This is a genomic window from Sphingobium sp. CECT 9361 (assembly GCF_918741285.1).
In the GTDB taxonomy this organism is placed as follows: Bacteria; Pseudomonadota; Alphaproteobacteria; order Sphingomonadales; family Sphingomonadaceae; genus Sphingobium.
In genome coordinates this window covers 633,501-650,078 of the sequence record NZ_CAKKNC010000001.1, presented here as the reverse complement: position 1 = coordinate 650,078, position 16,578 = coordinate 633,501, and the positions used below count along the sequence as shown (strand labels likewise).

The 16,578-nt window shown below is 61.4% G+C and carries 9 protein-coding genes; 2 read left to right on the top strand and 7 right to left on the bottom strand.

Going from position 1 to position 16,578, the window contains the following annotated elements:
- Position 1: 1 nt before the first annotated feature.
- On the bottom strand, positions 2-1,384 hold the full coding sequence (locus LQ220_RS02800) for a hypothetical protein (RefSeq protein WP_230186745.1): 1,383 nt from the start codon (positions 1,382-1,384) through the stop codon (positions 2-4).
- A 137-nt stretch (positions 1,385-1,521) separates the two neighbouring features.
- On the opposite strand from LQ220_RS02800, the gene LQ220_RS02795 reads away from it, so the two are divergent.
- A complete protein-coding gene (locus tag LQ220_RS02795; protein ID WP_230186744.1) occupies positions 1,522-2,631 on the top strand; it encodes an alginate lyase family protein in 1,110 nt (369 codons plus the stop codon).
- Here the strand turns inward: LQ220_RS02795 and LQ220_RS02790 are convergent.
- The 6 genes from LQ220_RS02790 to LQ220_RS02765 all read right to left on the bottom strand — a co-directional run bounded on the left by LQ220_RS02790 (position 2,615) and on the right by LQ220_RS02765 (position 13,899).
- Positions 2,615-3,985: a hypothetical protein gene (locus tag LQ220_RS02790; protein ID WP_230186743.1), complete on the bottom strand. Its 1,371-nt coding sequence runs from the start codon at positions 3,983-3,985 to the stop codon at positions 2,615-2,617. The genes LQ220_RS02795 and LQ220_RS02790 overlap by 17 nt on opposite strands.
- On the bottom strand, positions 3,982-6,024 hold the full coding sequence (locus tag LQ220_RS02785; protein ID WP_230186742.1) for a tetratricopeptide repeat protein: 2,043 nt from the start codon (positions 6,022-6,024) through the stop codon (positions 3,982-3,984). The genes LQ220_RS02790 and LQ220_RS02785 overlap by 4 nt, the downstream gene beginning before the upstream one ends.
- A complete protein-coding gene (locus LQ220_RS02780) occupies positions 6,021-9,773 on the bottom strand; it encodes a right-handed parallel beta-helix repeat-containing protein (protein WP_230186741.1) in 3,753 nt (1,250 codons plus the stop codon). Before LQ220_RS02780 ends, LQ220_RS02785 begins: the two co-directional genes overlap by 4 nt.
- A 170-nt stretch (positions 9,774-9,943) precedes the next feature.
- Complete coding sequence (locus LQ220_RS02775) at positions 9,944-11,035, bottom strand: hypothetical protein (protein WP_230186740.1); 1,092 nt, start codon at positions 11,033-11,035, stop codon at positions 9,944-9,946.
- 16 nt (positions 11,036-11,051) lie between these two features.
- Positions 11,052-12,554 carry a glycosyltransferase gene (locus tag LQ220_RS02770; RefSeq protein ID WP_230186739.1) on the bottom strand — a complete coding sequence of 501 codons (1,503 nt, stop codon included), beginning with the start codon at positions 12,552-12,554 and terminating at the stop codon, positions 11,052-11,054.
- A 28-nt stretch (positions 12,555-12,582) separates the two neighbouring features.
- On the bottom strand, positions 12,583-13,899 hold the full coding sequence (locus LQ220_RS02765; protein ID WP_230186738.1) for a UDP-glucose/GDP-mannose dehydrogenase family protein: 1,317 nt from the start codon (positions 13,897-13,899) through the stop codon (positions 12,583-12,585).
- A 653-nt stretch (positions 13,900-14,552) separates the two neighbouring features.
- On the opposite strand from LQ220_RS02765, the gene LQ220_RS02760 reads away from it, so the two are divergent.
- The gene (locus LQ220_RS02760; protein WP_230186737.1) at positions 14,553-16,553 is read left to right on the top strand and encodes a polysaccharide lyase family 7 protein; all 2,001 of its coding nucleotides are present in this window, start codon (positions 14,553-14,555) and stop codon (positions 16,551-16,553) included.
- Positions 16,554-16,578: the final 25 nt, after the last annotated feature.

Genomic DNA, 16,578 nt, shown 5'->3' with positions numbered 1-16,578 from the left:
CTTAGCTCCAAAAGGACTTGAACCAAGCCGCCAGGCGGCTGAACAAGGTCGGTGTTGCGGGATTGGGATCGATAGGATCGACGGCCGGACAAAGCTGCGTGCGCAGCGTGCCGGACAACGGGTCATTGCTGCGCACCGCGATGTCGGACAGGAGCGCGCGGTCGTCTGGCAGGATGAAGGTATAGTTCGCCGCCATGTCGGGGGCGGCGCGGCTATCCATGTCGACGGTATCCTGACGCCCGTCGACATAGTTCAGGAAGACAGTGAAGCGCTTGAAAGCGGCATTGTCGCTTTTGACGGTCATCTGGATCGGTGCGCCTTCCGGGGCGGCGTTCGCAATGTCCTCCCCGGTGGCAAGGGCGCTGAGGCCTGCGCCCAATGCTGCGCTGGTCGCTGGCGTGTTGGCCGGGCATGCCGTTCGCAGCACACCCCCAAGCTGGCTGGCGAAACCGGCATCGGACATCATGGACGGCGAAAATTCCCAGATGAGATATTTGGGCTTGTCCGTCTTGAACCGTTCGGACGCAGCATATTGCCGGAACGCCGTCAGCGGCCCGCCGCCAGCGACGGCCAGGTTCTGCGTAGCCATGCCGGAATAGGCCTGAACGAATGGTGCGAACCCGTAGCGATGGGTGAGCGCCGAAAAGCTGGTGCCGACCAAGATGATGTCCGCGCGGTTCTGCGTAGCGGGCGTAGCAGGGAGAGTGAAAGCACGGACCGTCTGCCCCCGCCCCGGCGTGCGGCACAGGGTATCGAGCGTGGTGCGATAGGACTCCGCCCCCACCAGCGACGCCGTTCCCATCAGTGGAGGAACGCCGCCTTTCAGCTTTTGCGGGGCAATCTGGCGCGTGACGGCAAGCGACGTGACCCATGCCCCGGTCGTGGACCAGTGCATGTCCGAAGGGCTGGTCAGACGATCCAACGAAACGCCATTCCGATTGGCCTCCGCCAATATATCCGGCACCATCGGCCCGGCCCGGCGAATATGATCGACGAAGGACTGGTATGCCCGGAGGCGGGCGTCATATGGCGTCGCCATGGTCCCGCGCGCCTGCGGCGGCAAATGGCTGTACGCGAGCAAGCCGCGCGGCGGCGGCACCACCACCACCAGTTTGGTCCCGCGCTGTGCCAGCGTCCGCGTCAGGCGCGTGAAATCGTCCAGCAGATCGGGCGTTATCGACGGATTCGAATCGAGTTCATCGGCATGGAAGAACCAGCCCGTGTCGCCTTCGAACACTTGCTTCGATGGCAGCGCGTAACTCTTCGTCCGCAGCGACGCGCGGCAGAAGGCGTAACGGGTCGGGGCCGGGTCGATAAAGCCGTCGCTTGGCTGGAAAGCGCGTAACGGACCGTGCACCGCCGCGACCGGAGAACCGCTGCGCATGTTTTGCGCGACGGCCAATCCATGCGTTAATGCAACAGCAATCGCAAATATGCTAGCGGTCGCACCGCGAACGCAATACGAAGAGTTCGAACCGTTATTCATCCTGCCCTCAAATCTGTGGAGGCTCTATGCATCGCATGGCCATCAAGACCGTATCTTGCCTGCTTGTATCGTCCGCCTTCACGGGCTGCGCGGCGCGCGCCTGGGAGCCAGCGACGCTGTATCCTGCGCTGGTGACGATGGCCCCGTCGACCGATAGCGAAGCGTTCGAATGCCCGACCGCCCCCATTGCCGTCGTCGACATTCAGACCGTCAGCAAATATGGAGAAAAGGCCGGAAAGCTCAACAATTCCACGATTGTCGACAAGGAATCCGAAGCGGAATACACAGCGGATATCGCGCCCATCAAAGCCTATGTGAAGTTCATCGTGAAGCGCGCCGACAACTATGTGGAAGGCAATACGACAGCCAATGCCGAAGCGCGCTGCGCGCTCGACTGGCTGGATGCCTGGGCAAAAGGTGGCGCGTTCCTGGGGCAGATCAACCGGCAGGGGCAATCGGTGCGCAAATGGGAACTGGGCAGCTTTGCCACCACCTATCTGAAGGTTCAGTCCGCGTCCGACGACGCAGCGAAGAAAGCCCGAATCCGCAAATGGATTAGCGATATTGCATATAAAGCCAAAGAGGATTTTTCCACGCACACGGAGATGAAGAGCCGGCAGAACAATCACCTGTACTGGGCGGCATGGGGTGTGCTGTCCGCTGGCCTCGCCACCGGCGACAAGACCTTGTTCGATTGGGGCATCGACCGGTATCGATTTGCCGTCGGCCAGATCCGCGACGATGGCTCGCTCGACCTGGAAATGGCGCGACGCACCAAGGCTGCAAGCTATCACATGTTCGCTTTGCTCCCGCTGGTCATGATCGCCGAAGCGGGCGAAACCAACGGCATCAAAATGTATGCCGAGCGCGGCAATCGTCTGCAGAAACTGATCGACCTCAATCTGGCCGCGCTGGACGATCCCGACGTGATCGGCCGCAAGGCCGGATATGAGCAGGAGGACCTGTACAACGAGTCCTCGCTCGCATGGATTGAACCCTATTATGCGCGCTTCCACGACAAACGCGTGGTCAAATGGCTGGAGAAATATCGCCCCATGGGATCGAGCCGCATCGGCGGAAACATGACCGCGCTGTACGGCACCGGCGAACCGGCGATAGGCGCGGTCGTCAAGCAACAGAAGTAGCTTTCGCAGGGGCCGGTGACGCCGGGCGGCGGCGGGCGATGCGCCGTGCAAATTCGATGAGCAGGACGAACGGCCCCGCCATTGCAATGGCAATCAGCCACATCAGCGGCAGGACATATTGCTCCTCCGCCCGACGCCAGTCGCCCGGATAGAGCAGCGCCCACAGCACCACGGGCGCGACGGCGAGCAGCGCCGTCATCAGCGGTTCGAGCCGCCCCGCCCTGGGATGGAGCGGCTCCACCGCGGCGTAGATCATCAGCCCGAACAAAACGGTAAACAGCAGATCGAACGCGCCAAGCGGCCCCAGCAGATTTTCACCGCTCAGCCATTTGTAGGTGCCGGTGGCACCCGCAATGAAATCGCCGATGCGCCCGGCTTCGCGGGTATCCATCAGTTGATCGCGCAGGACCAGAGCTGCATAGTTCCAGCCGCTCGTCACGCCCACCAGCGCTGCGTAAGTGAACCAGCACAGCAGGACCGTGAGCATGTAGAGCACCGCCGTGCGCAGCACGACCGGGCGATCCGCCGCCGTTGGCCCGACCATCCGGGCAAGCAGCATCATGCAGCCCAGCCCCACCGGGACGCTGCCGCCCGCAGGATCCAGAGAGACCAGAGCCGCCGCCATGAACGGAGCGGCGACATACAGAGAGTCAGGCGCGGCCCCGTGCTTTCGCAGCGCGATCAGGATGCCCACGAGGCTGACGACGAGCAGCGCGATCGTCGGTATGGCAGTCAACGATCCGGGAATGGCGAGGATGAAAGCCGCAGCGCCCATCATGCAGGCAGTTGCCGCAATCCGATCCCGTCGTCCGCCCATCGCAGGCGCCGTGCAGATGAACCACAGTCCGCAGGCAGTCGCCCCCAGCAGAATCGAGGCACTGGCCCACCGGGTAGCCGCAACGCCCAGCATCGCCATCGCAGGCAAGGTCAGACTGCCCGCCGTGTGAAAACCGTCGCGGCGCGACACCTCCCGCATGTTGCCGGACAGACGTTTGCGCTCGACGGCGCTGGCGAGCAGCACGCAGGCATTCACCTTGCGATCCGCCAGCGCGAACTGCGGGCGGGCGATGGCGGCACCGACGGTCAGATTGCCAGAAACCAGTGGCATCAGTTGCTGGCAATCGAGTTGCGCTCTGGCGACGAGCCACCAGGGCGCCAGGTCCACAGGCGTGATCGTTTCGAGCGCGCCGCTGGCAAACCCATCCTGAATCGCTGTGCCGTTGCTGGCACGCGTTGCCGTGAAGTTGATTGCTATGCTGCCCAAGGCGAACGCCAGCAGTGCAGCCAGGATATGGCGCCAATGGCGCGGATGACGGCGTTGGGCCGATGTCAGTTCCAAAGGTGCGTCGGTCATCCTTTTGCTCCCGCAAGCAGGAGGTTTTCACGCCGCTGCTGGTCGATTTTCTGCTGCTGGCGCGGGTCGAACTGGTTCATGCTGCGCAAGACGGCGCGAGCCGGGCCATAGCCCCGCTGCGCCGCGCTGGTCAGGATGCGGATTGCCTCCGCCTCGGACCCCGGCGCTTCGCCCTTCAGCATCAGGATCGCCGTCTGGAAATCGACGTCGTTATTGCCGCGCCCGAACACGCTGACGATCAGGGCATTGCCCCGCGCAGGCTGAGGCCGGGCACCGCATCCATCGATATAGCATCCGGCCAGAAGGATGATCGCCTTGAGATCGCCAAGCGCAGCGCCACGCTCATAATAAGAGATCGCCCGGCGAATATCCTTGGGCACGCCGAAGCCCGCCGCATAGGCGACCCCCATGCCGCGGAAACCCGAAGCCGTGCCGCGACTGGCCGCCAGCTTGTAATATTGGAAGCTGAGTTCAGGATTGACCGGAACCCCATTGCCCGAAGCATAGATCGACGCGAGAGACGCAAGCGCTTCGCCATTGCCGCTGGCCGCTGCCTGCTTGAACAGCTCCATCGCCTGCGCCGCGCTTTGGGGGTCGCCGATGGACAGGAGCAGACCGCCCAGCTTGGTGCGCGCCTCTACGCTGCCCCCTGCTATCGCCAGATTGAGCAGTTCCTTGGCGCGGCTGAGTTCGGCAGGGCTGATGCCGCCCACCACCACGGCCTGCGCAGCGATGATGCGCAGATTGTTGTTCGTGCTGCCTGCATTGACGGCGCGCAGGGCCCATTCGTTCGACTGTTCGATATCGCGATCGACGATTTGCCCGACACGATAGATTTCGGCCAGTTGCGACATCGCCCGGATGCTGCCGCGCTTGGCCGCTGCGGTATAATATTCGACGGCCTTGGCATTGTCCTGCGGCATCGTGCCGCCCGGCATGTAGGCCTGCGCCAGTCGGGCATAGGCCGATGCACTGCCAGCCGCAGCGGCGCCGTTGTACCAGGCGAAGGCCTTTTGCGGGTCGGGTGTACCGACTGTCCCCTGCGCCTCGAAATCGCCCAGTCGCACTTGTGCGCCCGCGCTGCCACCGCGCGCCGCCACCTGATAATAGGCGTAGGCCTTGCGATTATCGACCGGCACACCGCGGCCGAGCCGATAGTTTTCCGCCATGATATAGGAGGCCTGCGACGATCCCCTTTTGGCCGCATTCTGCAAAAGGTCAAACGCGCGCCGCGCCTCCGCCGGAGTGAAGCCGGGGCTGAGAAGCAAGTCGGCAAGCCGCACCATGGCGCGCACGGAGCCTGCCGCATTGGCCTGCTCATAAAATTCGCGCGCCTGCCGGATATCCTGCGCCCGACCGCGTTCGCGCAGCAAATCGCCCAGGCTGACCATCGATGTCGTGTTGCCGGAAGAGGCTTCGCGCCGCATGAGGCGCTCCGCCACGCGGCGGTAATCGCGCGATTCATAGGTGCTGAGCGTCAATTTCGGCTGAAAGCTGAGAAACTCTGCGGTCTTGAGCGCCGCTTGCGAACGCTTCATCGCGATGGAGCGCCATAGCGGACCCACCTCGCCCCGGCGCAGGTTGATGCTTTCCAGGCTTTCCGCCAGCAGCGCAATCGCAGCGGCGTCGCCCGTTGCCGCCATACGCTGCAACGTCGCTATGCCGCGCGATGCCGTGGCAGCGGTCAGGGCCAGTTCGAACGCATATTGGCGTTCCGCCTCGTCGCGCGTCTCTGGATATTTCAGTGTCGCCAGCCGTGCCGCAGTCTTTGCGTCGGCAATCTGCTCCGGCGGCAAGGGCAGAACCGTCTTGCCGACATTCTCATAGCGCCGCAGCGAAGCCAGCGCGGGAGACAGTGCCTCCAGCCGCTTGAGATTTGCCGCGAAGGCGAGGCGATCGTCCTGCGCAACCGCAAGCCGGACGGCGTCATCGGCCTGAACGATGGGATTGGGAGGCGCAACCTTGAAGATGTAGGCGCCCAGCGCCATCGTCCCCAGCCAGAGCAGGACGACGCCGGAGATCAGGACCGACCTTTTCATAGCGAACGCCTCTTTCTAGGGGCCGCCGGGGGAAGCAAATCAGCAGAGTCCTCGACATCGTCCTCACGCGCACGATCCGGGGCAAAGCCGGCAGCGCCCTGTTGGGTCGCGGCGTTGACGATGGTGTTGCCCGGACAGGACGGGAAAGGGCGACCGACCGACGGTGCAGCCGCCAGCTCACCCGACAGATAGTTTTGCTGCACGAACGGGCAGGCATAGGGCCGCTTGGGACGCGGGCAGGCGCCCGACACCATCACACCGTCGGCCTGCCGCGAACCGAGGCCGTTTTCCGCGCGTTTCAGATCGTTGAGGAACAGACGCTTGGACGAACCGATCAGCGTATTGTCCTCCAGCAGCATCGCCCCCATGCCCGTCATGCCCAAAGCGCCCTGCCCGTTATTCTTCACACGGTTGGAAACCGCAGCGGCGGACAGGAATTGCTCATAGGGATCGAGCAGAAGGTTACGCGACGGAGCCCCCGGCTTCGTCACGAACTCGACGGCATAGCCCTCGATACCCAGATTGCGGTTGTCGCGGATCGTATTGCGGAAAATGCCCACGTCCCAGCTGTTGCGTACCGTGATGCCGGAGCGGCCATTGTTGAACACGCTGTTCGAAGCGATGATGTTGCACGGGCTTTCGTAGATCGAAATGCCGTTCGAATGATTGTCGAAGGCCGTGTTGGCATACATGATGTTGCGACCGGCATAGCGGTCCATCATCATGCCCGACCCCTTGTTGTCGAACGTCAGATTGCCGATGTACCAGCTATCCTCGACGTTGCGCGAGCCGATGATGCCGTGCTTCTTGAGCGAACCGTAGACGGTGTTGTAGGCGAACAGCAGCTTGTGCGAGCGATCGTGCGGATCGATGCCATATACGATATTATCGCGATATTCGTTGCCCACGACCTGCACGTCATTGGCTTCGTAACTGTAGAAACCGTAGAGCATATTCTGGAAGCTGTTCTCAACCAGCGTGCCGGTCGGCGGACGCACCTGTTCGACGTTACGCTGCAGCAGGGAGACCGGACCGTAGGTCAGCGTCATCCCGTACGCCTTACCCGCCGCATATCCCAGATTGAGAAACTGGGTGCCGACTGCCCGCGTCGCCGAATTGCTCCAGGCGATGTAGAAAGGTCGGAAATCGTGGCGGGTATCGTAGGTCATCGGCGTCGGCGCACCGGTGCTTTCGGTCCAGCCGACCAGCGTGACGTCCGCAATCCGCATGTCCCCGGCGTTCACGATGAAGCTGGCGCGCTCCGTAGACAGTCGCAATGCCTTCACATCGCTGCCCGATACGGTCAGAGTCGCGCCATCGCTGACGAACAGCGGCGCGCGCAAGGTGTAGGTGCGGCCGTTGCGCAGCAGAAATTGCCCCTGCCCCCGAAGCGTCAGTTGTTCCCAGAGCTGCGGAATATCGAGGCGTCCGCGGCTCAAGTGCAGATAGACCGGATGGCGGCTCGATTGCGCCGCCATGACGATAGTCGCGCCAACCAGCGTCCAGTCATCCTGTACAGAGCGGGCCGTCAGGAATTTCTTGTTATAATCGTTGTTCACCAGCGGAATGATGTCGAGATGACCGCTATTGTCATTGTGCGGCAAAGCGCTTCGCACGGTCGATCCGTCGACGGCATCGCTGTTGGGAAGACGGGGCAGATAATCCCCCAGTTTCTGCTGCCTAACATCAAAGGTGGCATAGAAATCGCGCTCAAACTCCGGCACCGGAACCGTCTGACGACCCGTATCGGGTATCAGGGGCTGCTCCTGTCCCTGAAGCGCCGAAAAATGATCGAGGCGATTGGCCTGAAGCCCTGCGATAGTCCGGAAGGTGCGAACGCGCTTATCCACGTCCATCATGGACCTTGCGGTATACGCGGCGGCACGGATCGCACCGATCTTGCCAAGCTCCACAGCCAGATCGGCCCTGAAGGCATCGGCATTCGCCGTATCCATCGCCGGAAAATTGCGCTGCAAGGCTATCGCGCCTCTATAATCGCCCTTGCGTAGCAGCGCGACGCCCAGGCTACGGGCCACCTCGCCCCGCAGGGCGAGGTCGGTTATCATCGGCAATCCGCGAGAGGACAGAGCGTAATTGCCCTGCGCAATTGCGAGGGCCGCATCGGCATAGGCCTGATCGACTTCACCTTTGGGGTCGGTGGTCGGCATCGCCGCCAGACGCGACCGGGCATTGGCGACCCACGGCTTTGCCGTGTAGCCTGCCATCGCCAGCCGCGCTGCCGCGTGAAGCCACGCATTATCGTCGGGTGCCTGCGCAACCAGCCGTTCGGCCAGCGCAAAATCGCCCGACCGATAGGCGATGGCCGCAGCCCGGCCGATCAGGTCTCCCGCCGGTCCGCCTGTCGTCCAATCGGCGAGATCCGCAAGGCTCTTGGCGTCCTTCACGCGGATGTAGTGGTCGGCGATGCGTATCAACGCAGCGTCAGTGAGTGGCGTATTGCGACCCGCCAGACTCAATAGTTCCATCGCGCCATCCAGATCGTCCGCCTCGGCCAAGGCGCGCGCGCCATAAGCCGCAGCAGCCTGTCGGGCGCCAGCGTTCTTCATTGCGGAGACAGCGGGCAACGCGCCTGCCAGATAAGGCTGTGCCTGCGTCTGATATCCCGGCCTGACGAGGGCCAGACCGATCAGCATGTTTGCCATCGTCTGCCGGTCTGTGTCCTCGATCCGGAATTGCGCAACTTGCGCCTCGTGCATGTAACCGCGGCCGCTGCCGACATTGACGACGCGAAGCAGGGCCGCATCGCGCAAGGCCGGATCGGCAATCGCCAGAGCTGCGTCCAGCCCGTCCAGAACATTGCCGTCCGTGAGCAGCCGGTCGGCCACCATACGCAACATGCCGTCGCGGTTCTTGCCCGAGCGCACCGAAAGCGCGGCGGCGGCGGCCACGGCGGTCTTGCCCTGTTTGACCAGCAGCGCCGCATTGGCAGCATCGATTAGCCCGCCGTCGGTCCGATTGCCCAAAGTCGGGCGCATCATCAACGTCCCGATTTCGCGATAGGTCTGCACGCGCATCGGCGCATTGCCGATCCGCCGGGCGAGCAGGAATGCCGATTGCTGTGCGTCCGCGCTGATAGTGGCATGCGCCGCGAAATAGAGCGCAAAGTCGCGCATCAGCGCGTCGCAGCCCTGCGTAGCGGCCGGGCAGGAGCGGTCCGCCAAGGCCAAGGTGCGGAACAGCCGATCCAGCCGGTCCGGCGCCATAAACGGGCCCTGCATCGTAAACAGCGCCAGACGGCGCGCCGCTAGCTGCCGCACCTCAGCACTGTCGATAAGGCCGAAAGCCTGTTCCGCGGATTCATAGGCTGCATTGCCATCGCCCCGCAAAAATTCGCCCCTGGTGACGGCAATAAATCGCATCAGATGCCGGTCGAGCGCGATTCCGGAGCGGCCCTTCACCAGCTTTAGCGTCGAAAGCAGTTTGAGATGGTCGTCCGCACGTTCGGCAAATCCTGGCGTGCCGGGTTTCAGCGCCGCAAGGCGGTGATCGAGATTGGCGATATCCGGTGCGCTCAGTGTCGACGTGTCGCGCGCGGCGCCGATGCTCCATGAGCGGTGCCCGTTGCTGTCGACCTCTGTATACAGCAAAAGGACAATCAGGAGCAGGACGACCAGCCCCGTCACGATAGCCGCAGATTCAGGCCGATGGGCACTTACCCAGGAGACGCCGCGCCGAAGGGCGCTGCCCCGTTCAGGGGGCATGGCAATATCGGAGGGGGTGGTAGGCATATCCATGGCCGCGTTCACGATCTCAGCGATATTGCGGGGACGCGGAGACGGGGCTCCCGCACGTCATGCGACAGGAGCGACGGCAGGGCCGCATCGGCGATCCTGCCACGGGGTAGCCGATCGACTGTTCGAGGCGGGAATACTGCATAGGGTGTCCTCAAGCGCCCGCGTTACAGGCCGAACCGCAGGGTACGGACGCGACCCGACACCGGCTGACCGATGCGCGCAGCATTGATCGGCGTATCGAACGCGACGACGACCGAGCCCGCCAGATCGGGCACGCGCAGGCCGGTGCGCTCAAGCGTTTCAGGGTCGGTCAGACCCGGCAGCAGGATGCTCTTCACCCGGCCCATCGCTTCGGTATCGTCGTTGAAGAAGTTGATCGCCACGCGGTCGCCCACACTGACCTTGCGCAGATCCTTCAGGCGTACGACGAGCGTGGATTCCACTTTGCCCCGCAATGGCGCGAGGCTGATGATCGGCGCAGCGCGCGACAGCGGCGTGCCGAGCTGAGCCAGACGTTCCCCCACCACGCAGCGGCAATTGCTGACCACATTGAGGATCGACCCGTCGATGCGTTCCATCGATGCGAGGATCTGGTTGGGTTCGACCTTGTCCCCCGGCTTGACGGCGAAGGATGTAACGGTCGCGCTGGAAGGCGAGCGCAGCACGGTGCCCGACGGGCTGGTGACTGCCCCTTCCGCCGCCACGACGAAGGTGCGCGTATAGAGGTTGACGGCGACATAGGCGCACAAGGTGGCCGCCGCGACGACGAACAGCAGCAGCCCGAAATTCTTGCTGAGTGCATCGAACAGCGCGCGACGGGGCGTCTTTTCTTCTTCCGGCACGCTGCTGGAGCGGACGCGGGCGCTATTGTCGCGCTGAATGACGTGGAGCATGTCCCCGGCGTCGACCACTTCGCCGCTCAGATAAGCGTCGCGGACATAATGGAGCAGCGAAAGCTGCTGCCAGCTCATCTGGGAGAATGCGCCGCCGATGGTCTTGCCGTCGGCGCTGATGTGGCGGACGGCCAGTTCGACGTCGATGGTCATGTCGAACCCATCGAAATTGAAGCGGATTTGCGGGAGCAGGATGTCGCCGACCGCGATGCTCTCATCATAATCCTTGATGCACACGCCGCCCACGGACCAGTCGAATGTAGGATAGACCTTGCCATCGATGATCGCCTCCGCAGCGACCTTCATGCGGGTATGCTGACGCTGGCTAGCCGCCTCATGGCTAATCGTTGCGGCTGTGCTCATAAATCCTCCTGAATCACTATTCGCTAAACATCAGATCGACATTCTCCACACTGTCGACAGTCAAGGCTCTCATGAAATTCCCGACGAATACGATGAGCGCAAGAATGGCGAAAGAATGAACGAAGAATGAGGATGCCGAGATATATCGTTGTCTGAACAGGGACGTGACGCCCTTGTTCGTCGTATTTTGACGGGTCCATTTCTGCCGGTCGAGCCGGAAGAATATGTATGTCTTTACAATCGATCCGTAGATCTGATTGTAGTAAAGCAGGAACGGATAGGTCCAGTTGACTTCCTGCCGCACGGTCAGCAGCGCGATGGTCTGCAGCAGGCGAGTCAGCGCGACCCAATAGAGATACCCAAGGATCAGGGTCGGCTCGATGAAGATGCTCGCCAGGATCGCCGCGACGAGGCCCGTGAGCGACGTCCACATCGAAATGCGCTGATCGAAGATCGACCACCATGTCCACCAGGTGATCTTCTTTGGCCCAAGCTTCAGCGCGCGTCCGTTGGTGCGCAGCATGTTGCCGAACCAGCGGACCATCAATTGCGTGGAGCCGATCAGGAAGCTGTTGTGCGGCGGATGCTCGATGGTGACGATCCGGACGTCGGGGATGTAAAGCATCTGCCAGCCGCGACGCAGCAGGAAGAACCAGCTCGACTTGTCGTCCCCGGTCAGGAATTTGAGACGGCCAAGGCGCCAGTGGTCGATCCAGTCGACTTCGATCTGCCGCACGAAATCGGGATCGGTAACGAGATCGGCGCGGAACGCCGACATGCGACCGGTCAGCGTCAGAACGCGCCGGGCGAGACCATGCGACGACATCAGAATCTGCCGCTGGGCAAAACGCATCGAATACCACTGACGGAAGATTTCGCGGCCTTCGACCTTGCAGACTTCGTCGGTGGTGAAGGCGCCTGCTCGGGGGTAAACCGACAGGAAGGGCAGGCTGCGCCGCAGGGCGCCGTCTTCCAATATCGAATCGCCATCGATGACACAGGCCACCGCACCGGGCGGCGGCTCTTCACGGGCAATGAGGCGGAAGCCTTCGGCCAGCGCATCGCGCTTGCCGGTGCCGGCGATGCGCACGAATTTGAGATCGACCAGATCGGTCTCCCCCGCCATCAGCCGCAATTGCTTGACCAGTCGCTGATCGCCCATTTCCACAAGCGACGCGACGACCGTGCAGCGCAGGCCCGATTCAACCGCCTCCTTGAAGACCGAATGATAAACCTTGCGCGTCGTTTCGGTGTCGATGCGGAAGCTGGTGACGAGCAGATAGACGTGGGACGGCATCGCCGCTTCGCCCGCTGCCTCCACCTTGCGGCGCATGCGGGGGAAGACGATGTGCAGATACAGCATGGCGCGCACGATGTGGATCGCGGCCCAGCCATAACGCCAGATCCCGATCGTGCCGATCAGCGCCAGATAATAAGGCGACAACGGGTCCAGCCAGCTCTCGTCGAGTTGGTAGACGAGAGCAGCCAGAATCAGGGCATAGAGGATTAAACCGCGCATGGGGTTCGCCGCGTTCGCTATGCGTCGTTTACCAGCTCAGCCCTTCATAATTGCTCTTGGTGCGCAGCGTGCGGTCGATGCGAACGAGATCCACGACCGTCTTGCCGGTCGGGATATTGCCGGGCAGTGCGCGGAAACGTTGGTCGCCATTGCCGATCACGATGGTGTCGCCATGCGAGACCACTTCCTCGACATCCTCGACCAGCAATTCGGCCAGATGCGGAATGTGCGAGCGGATGAAATGAAGGTTCGCGCCGACCAGCTTCGAATAGCTGACATTGGCATCGAAAATCTTGAGGTCGTAACCTTTGCCGTACAGCTTCTCCGCAACGCTGACGAGCGGGCTTTCGCGCAGATCGTCGGTTTCGGATTTGAAGCTGAGGCCCAGCATACCGATACGGCGGCTGGTGGCGCGCGAGGCGATCAGATCGAACGCGCGATCGACTTGCAATTCGTTCGATTGCTGCACCGCTTCGAGCATCGGAACGCGCACATCCATCGACGCCGCCTTGTACCGGAGCGCGCGCAGATCCTTGGGCAGGCACGAACCGCCAAAGGCCATGCCCGGCTTCATATAGGCAGGCGAGATGTTCAGGCGCTTGTCCGAGCAGAGCACTTCCATGACTTCATGGCCGTCGACATCGGCGGCCTTGCAGATGTTGCCCATTTCGTTAGCGAACACGATCTTCGTCGCGTGCCAGCAGTTGTTGGCATATTTGATCGCTTCGGCGGTGCCGACTTCGACCACGCGGACTTCGCCGACGATGCCTTCGTTGAGTTCGCGCAGACGCTCTACCGTCAGATCGTCCATCTTGCCGATGACGATGACTTCGGGTTCGAGATAGTCGGCAATCGCAGTGCTTTCGCGGAGAAATTCGGGATAGATCGCCACACCGAAGTCCTTGCCCGCTTCCATGCCCGAAGAGCGGGAGAGCGAGGGAATGACCGTGCCCGACATCGAGCCGGGAAGCATCGTGGAGCGCATGACGACGGAGTGGAACATGTCCTTCTTCGCCAGTGCGACGCCGATTTCCTCACAGACGGTGACGACATAGTTCAGATCGAGATTGCCGTTCGGCAGGCTGGGCGTGCCGACGCAGACGATGGATAATTCGGTGTTGGCGATGGCATCGGCGACATTGGTGGTCGCACGCAACGCACCGCGCGCCACGGCGCCGGAGATCAGTTCGGGCAGGCCCGGTTCGACGATAGGCGCCTTCCCGGCGTTGAGCAGGTCGACCTTGGCAGCGTTGTTGTCGACGGCGATGACTTCATGCCCGCTCTTGCAGAGGCATGCCGCGGTGACCGCACCCACATAACCGATTCCAAAGACTGATACGCGCATGGAAACCCCCGACATTGATTGAACTCGCAGGCGCACAGTGATCGAATTCCCCTCCAATTCGGTGATTGGCAATCGAATCTGTGCGTTAGCGCGTCTATTACCTTCTTATATTGCTTAAATGCAAATTTCTTTTTGCGTTTGCGAACATATGCACGGATAAGCTGAGTAAGCCGTACCAAAGTGGACCAAGCGGCGAAGCATGTATTAATTCCAGTATAGTTTTGATTTACATTATTTTTATTGGCCGTTTACGGCGAATACGCCAAACCGCCCTGTCAGACATGATTCGAGATCGCACACATCGTCCGTCGGCCCTGCGGCAATAATGTAGTTAATTGCTGATTTGGGCGTTTACTTTCGATGGCAATGAAATTGCCTCCGGCAGTTCGGTGACACGATAGAATGACGGCGCCGAACACTAGAAAATACCAGGATAATTCCCACTCTCGGATCTATGGCCGATTGAAATGGGTCCAGAGATCCAGCGAGACGGCCCCAACCCATGAAAGAATATGGTTAATCGTAATCGTTAATTCTGAATTACCCACGTTCTTTGCGAAGATTGGATGGAATCACGTTGCATATATGCACCCCTGTTCACGGGCAGCATGATATTTTTCGTAGATTATCACAATATATACGGGGTTGAGCAAATGAGCATTACTGCAAGCGGATTTGAGTATTCAGAGTGGCGGATTGCGCTTCCGGTGGACGCAGCCGGCAAAACCACGGGCAATGCGGCCCAGATTGATAAGTTGGCAGGCTATGGCGGATCGGAATATTTCCGCCCATCCGATACGGCGCTGGTCTTCCGCGCTGCTGTCGATGGCGCGACAACTTCGGGCAGCAAATATGCCCGATCCGAATTGCGCGAACTCACCAACGGCAACTCGGCCGCATGGAACCTGAAACAAGGCGGCACGATGACCGCAACCTTGTCGGTGGACAGCGTGCCGACCTATTTCAACGGCACGCCGGGCAGACTGGTGATCGGCCAGATTCACGGCAAGGAAAACGAGCTGGTGCGCCTATACTGGGACAACGGCACCGTATATTTCGTCAACGATCTGGCCGGTCCTTCCAACAAGGAGCTGAAGTTCCAGCTCCTGTCGCCCAATAACGAAACGCCTTCGATCGATCTGGGCGAGGCATTCTCTTACAAGATCAACGCCGTCGGCAACACGCTGGAAGTGGTGGTCTATGCCGACGGGCAAACTTACAGCAGCACCACACAGATCAACGCGATCTGGCAGTCGGATTCGTTATATTTCAAGGCAGGCGTCTATCTGGGCGTCAATGAAACGCAGGGCACTGGCGTCGGGCAGACCAGCTTCTTCGGGCTGGATATCGCGCATACGCAGGGCGACGGCCTGGGCGGTCTGGGCGCACCGAGCGGTCCCGGCGGGCCTGACGGTTCGGGCGGGCCGGGCGATCCAGACACTCCGGTCGAGACGGGCAACGTCCTGATGGGCACCGCGGGCGACGACCAGTTCGACGTGACCGCCAGCACCGATATCATCCGCGAAGCCGCGAACGGCGGGATCGATACCGCGACGGCGCATGTGGACTACACGCTGGGCGACAATGTCGAGAACCTGATACTGGCCGATGGCGCCACCACCGGCACGGGCAATGGTCTGGCAAACGACATTACCGGAACCGACGGCAATAACAGCCTGTACGGCATGGCAGGCAATGACCGGCTTTACGGGCTGGCGGGCAATGACGTGCTGGACGGTGGCACAGGCGCCGACGTCCTGACCGGCGGCGAAGGCAATGACAGCTATTATGTCGACAATGTGGGCGATAGCGTCGTGGAAACGAGCTATCTGCATGGCACCGACACTGTCTATTCCTCGGTCCATTTCACGCTGAGCGATTTCGTCGAGAACGCCACGGCGCAGGGCACCGCCAACATCAACCTGACCGGCAACAGCAAAGCCAATGTGCTGACAGGCAATGCCGGCAACAATATACTGGACGGCGGCGCATCGACCGACACGATGATCGGCGGTGCGGGCGATGACACTTATTATGTTTCGACCAGCAAGGATGTCGTCGTCGAAGCGGCAAAGGGCGGCAACGATCTCGTCATCAGCAGTTCGGGATATACGCTTGCCGACAATGTCGAGCGGCTCCTGCTGGCAGGGACCACGAGCAGCGGCACGGGCAATAGTCTGGACAATGAGATCACCGGCAATGCTTCGGCGAACAAGCTGTCGGGCATGGCCGGGAACGACAAGATCCATGGACTGAACGGCGACGATAAAATCGACGGCGGCGATGGCAACGACTGGCTGTTCGGCGGCGCAGGCGTCGATCAACTGACGGGCGGCAGCGGCAAGGATTATTTCGTGTTCAACACCCTGACCACGTCAGCCGACAAGGACCGCGTCGTCGATTTCAAGGCCGTCGACGATACGTTCGCATTCGACAATGCCGTGTTTACCGGCCTCGGTGCGGACGGGCAGATCAACAGCGACCTGTTTGTCGTCGGCAAGGCGGCGTTGGATGCCAACGACCGGCTGATCTATGGCAGCAAGTCGGGTGTGCTGAGCTATGACGCCGACGGATCGGGCAGCGGTGCGGCGGTGCAGATCGCGACGCTCTCGTCCGGCCTGCATCTGACGAGCAGCGATTTCCTGATCATCTGATACAAGGAAGGGGCCGGTGCGGTGT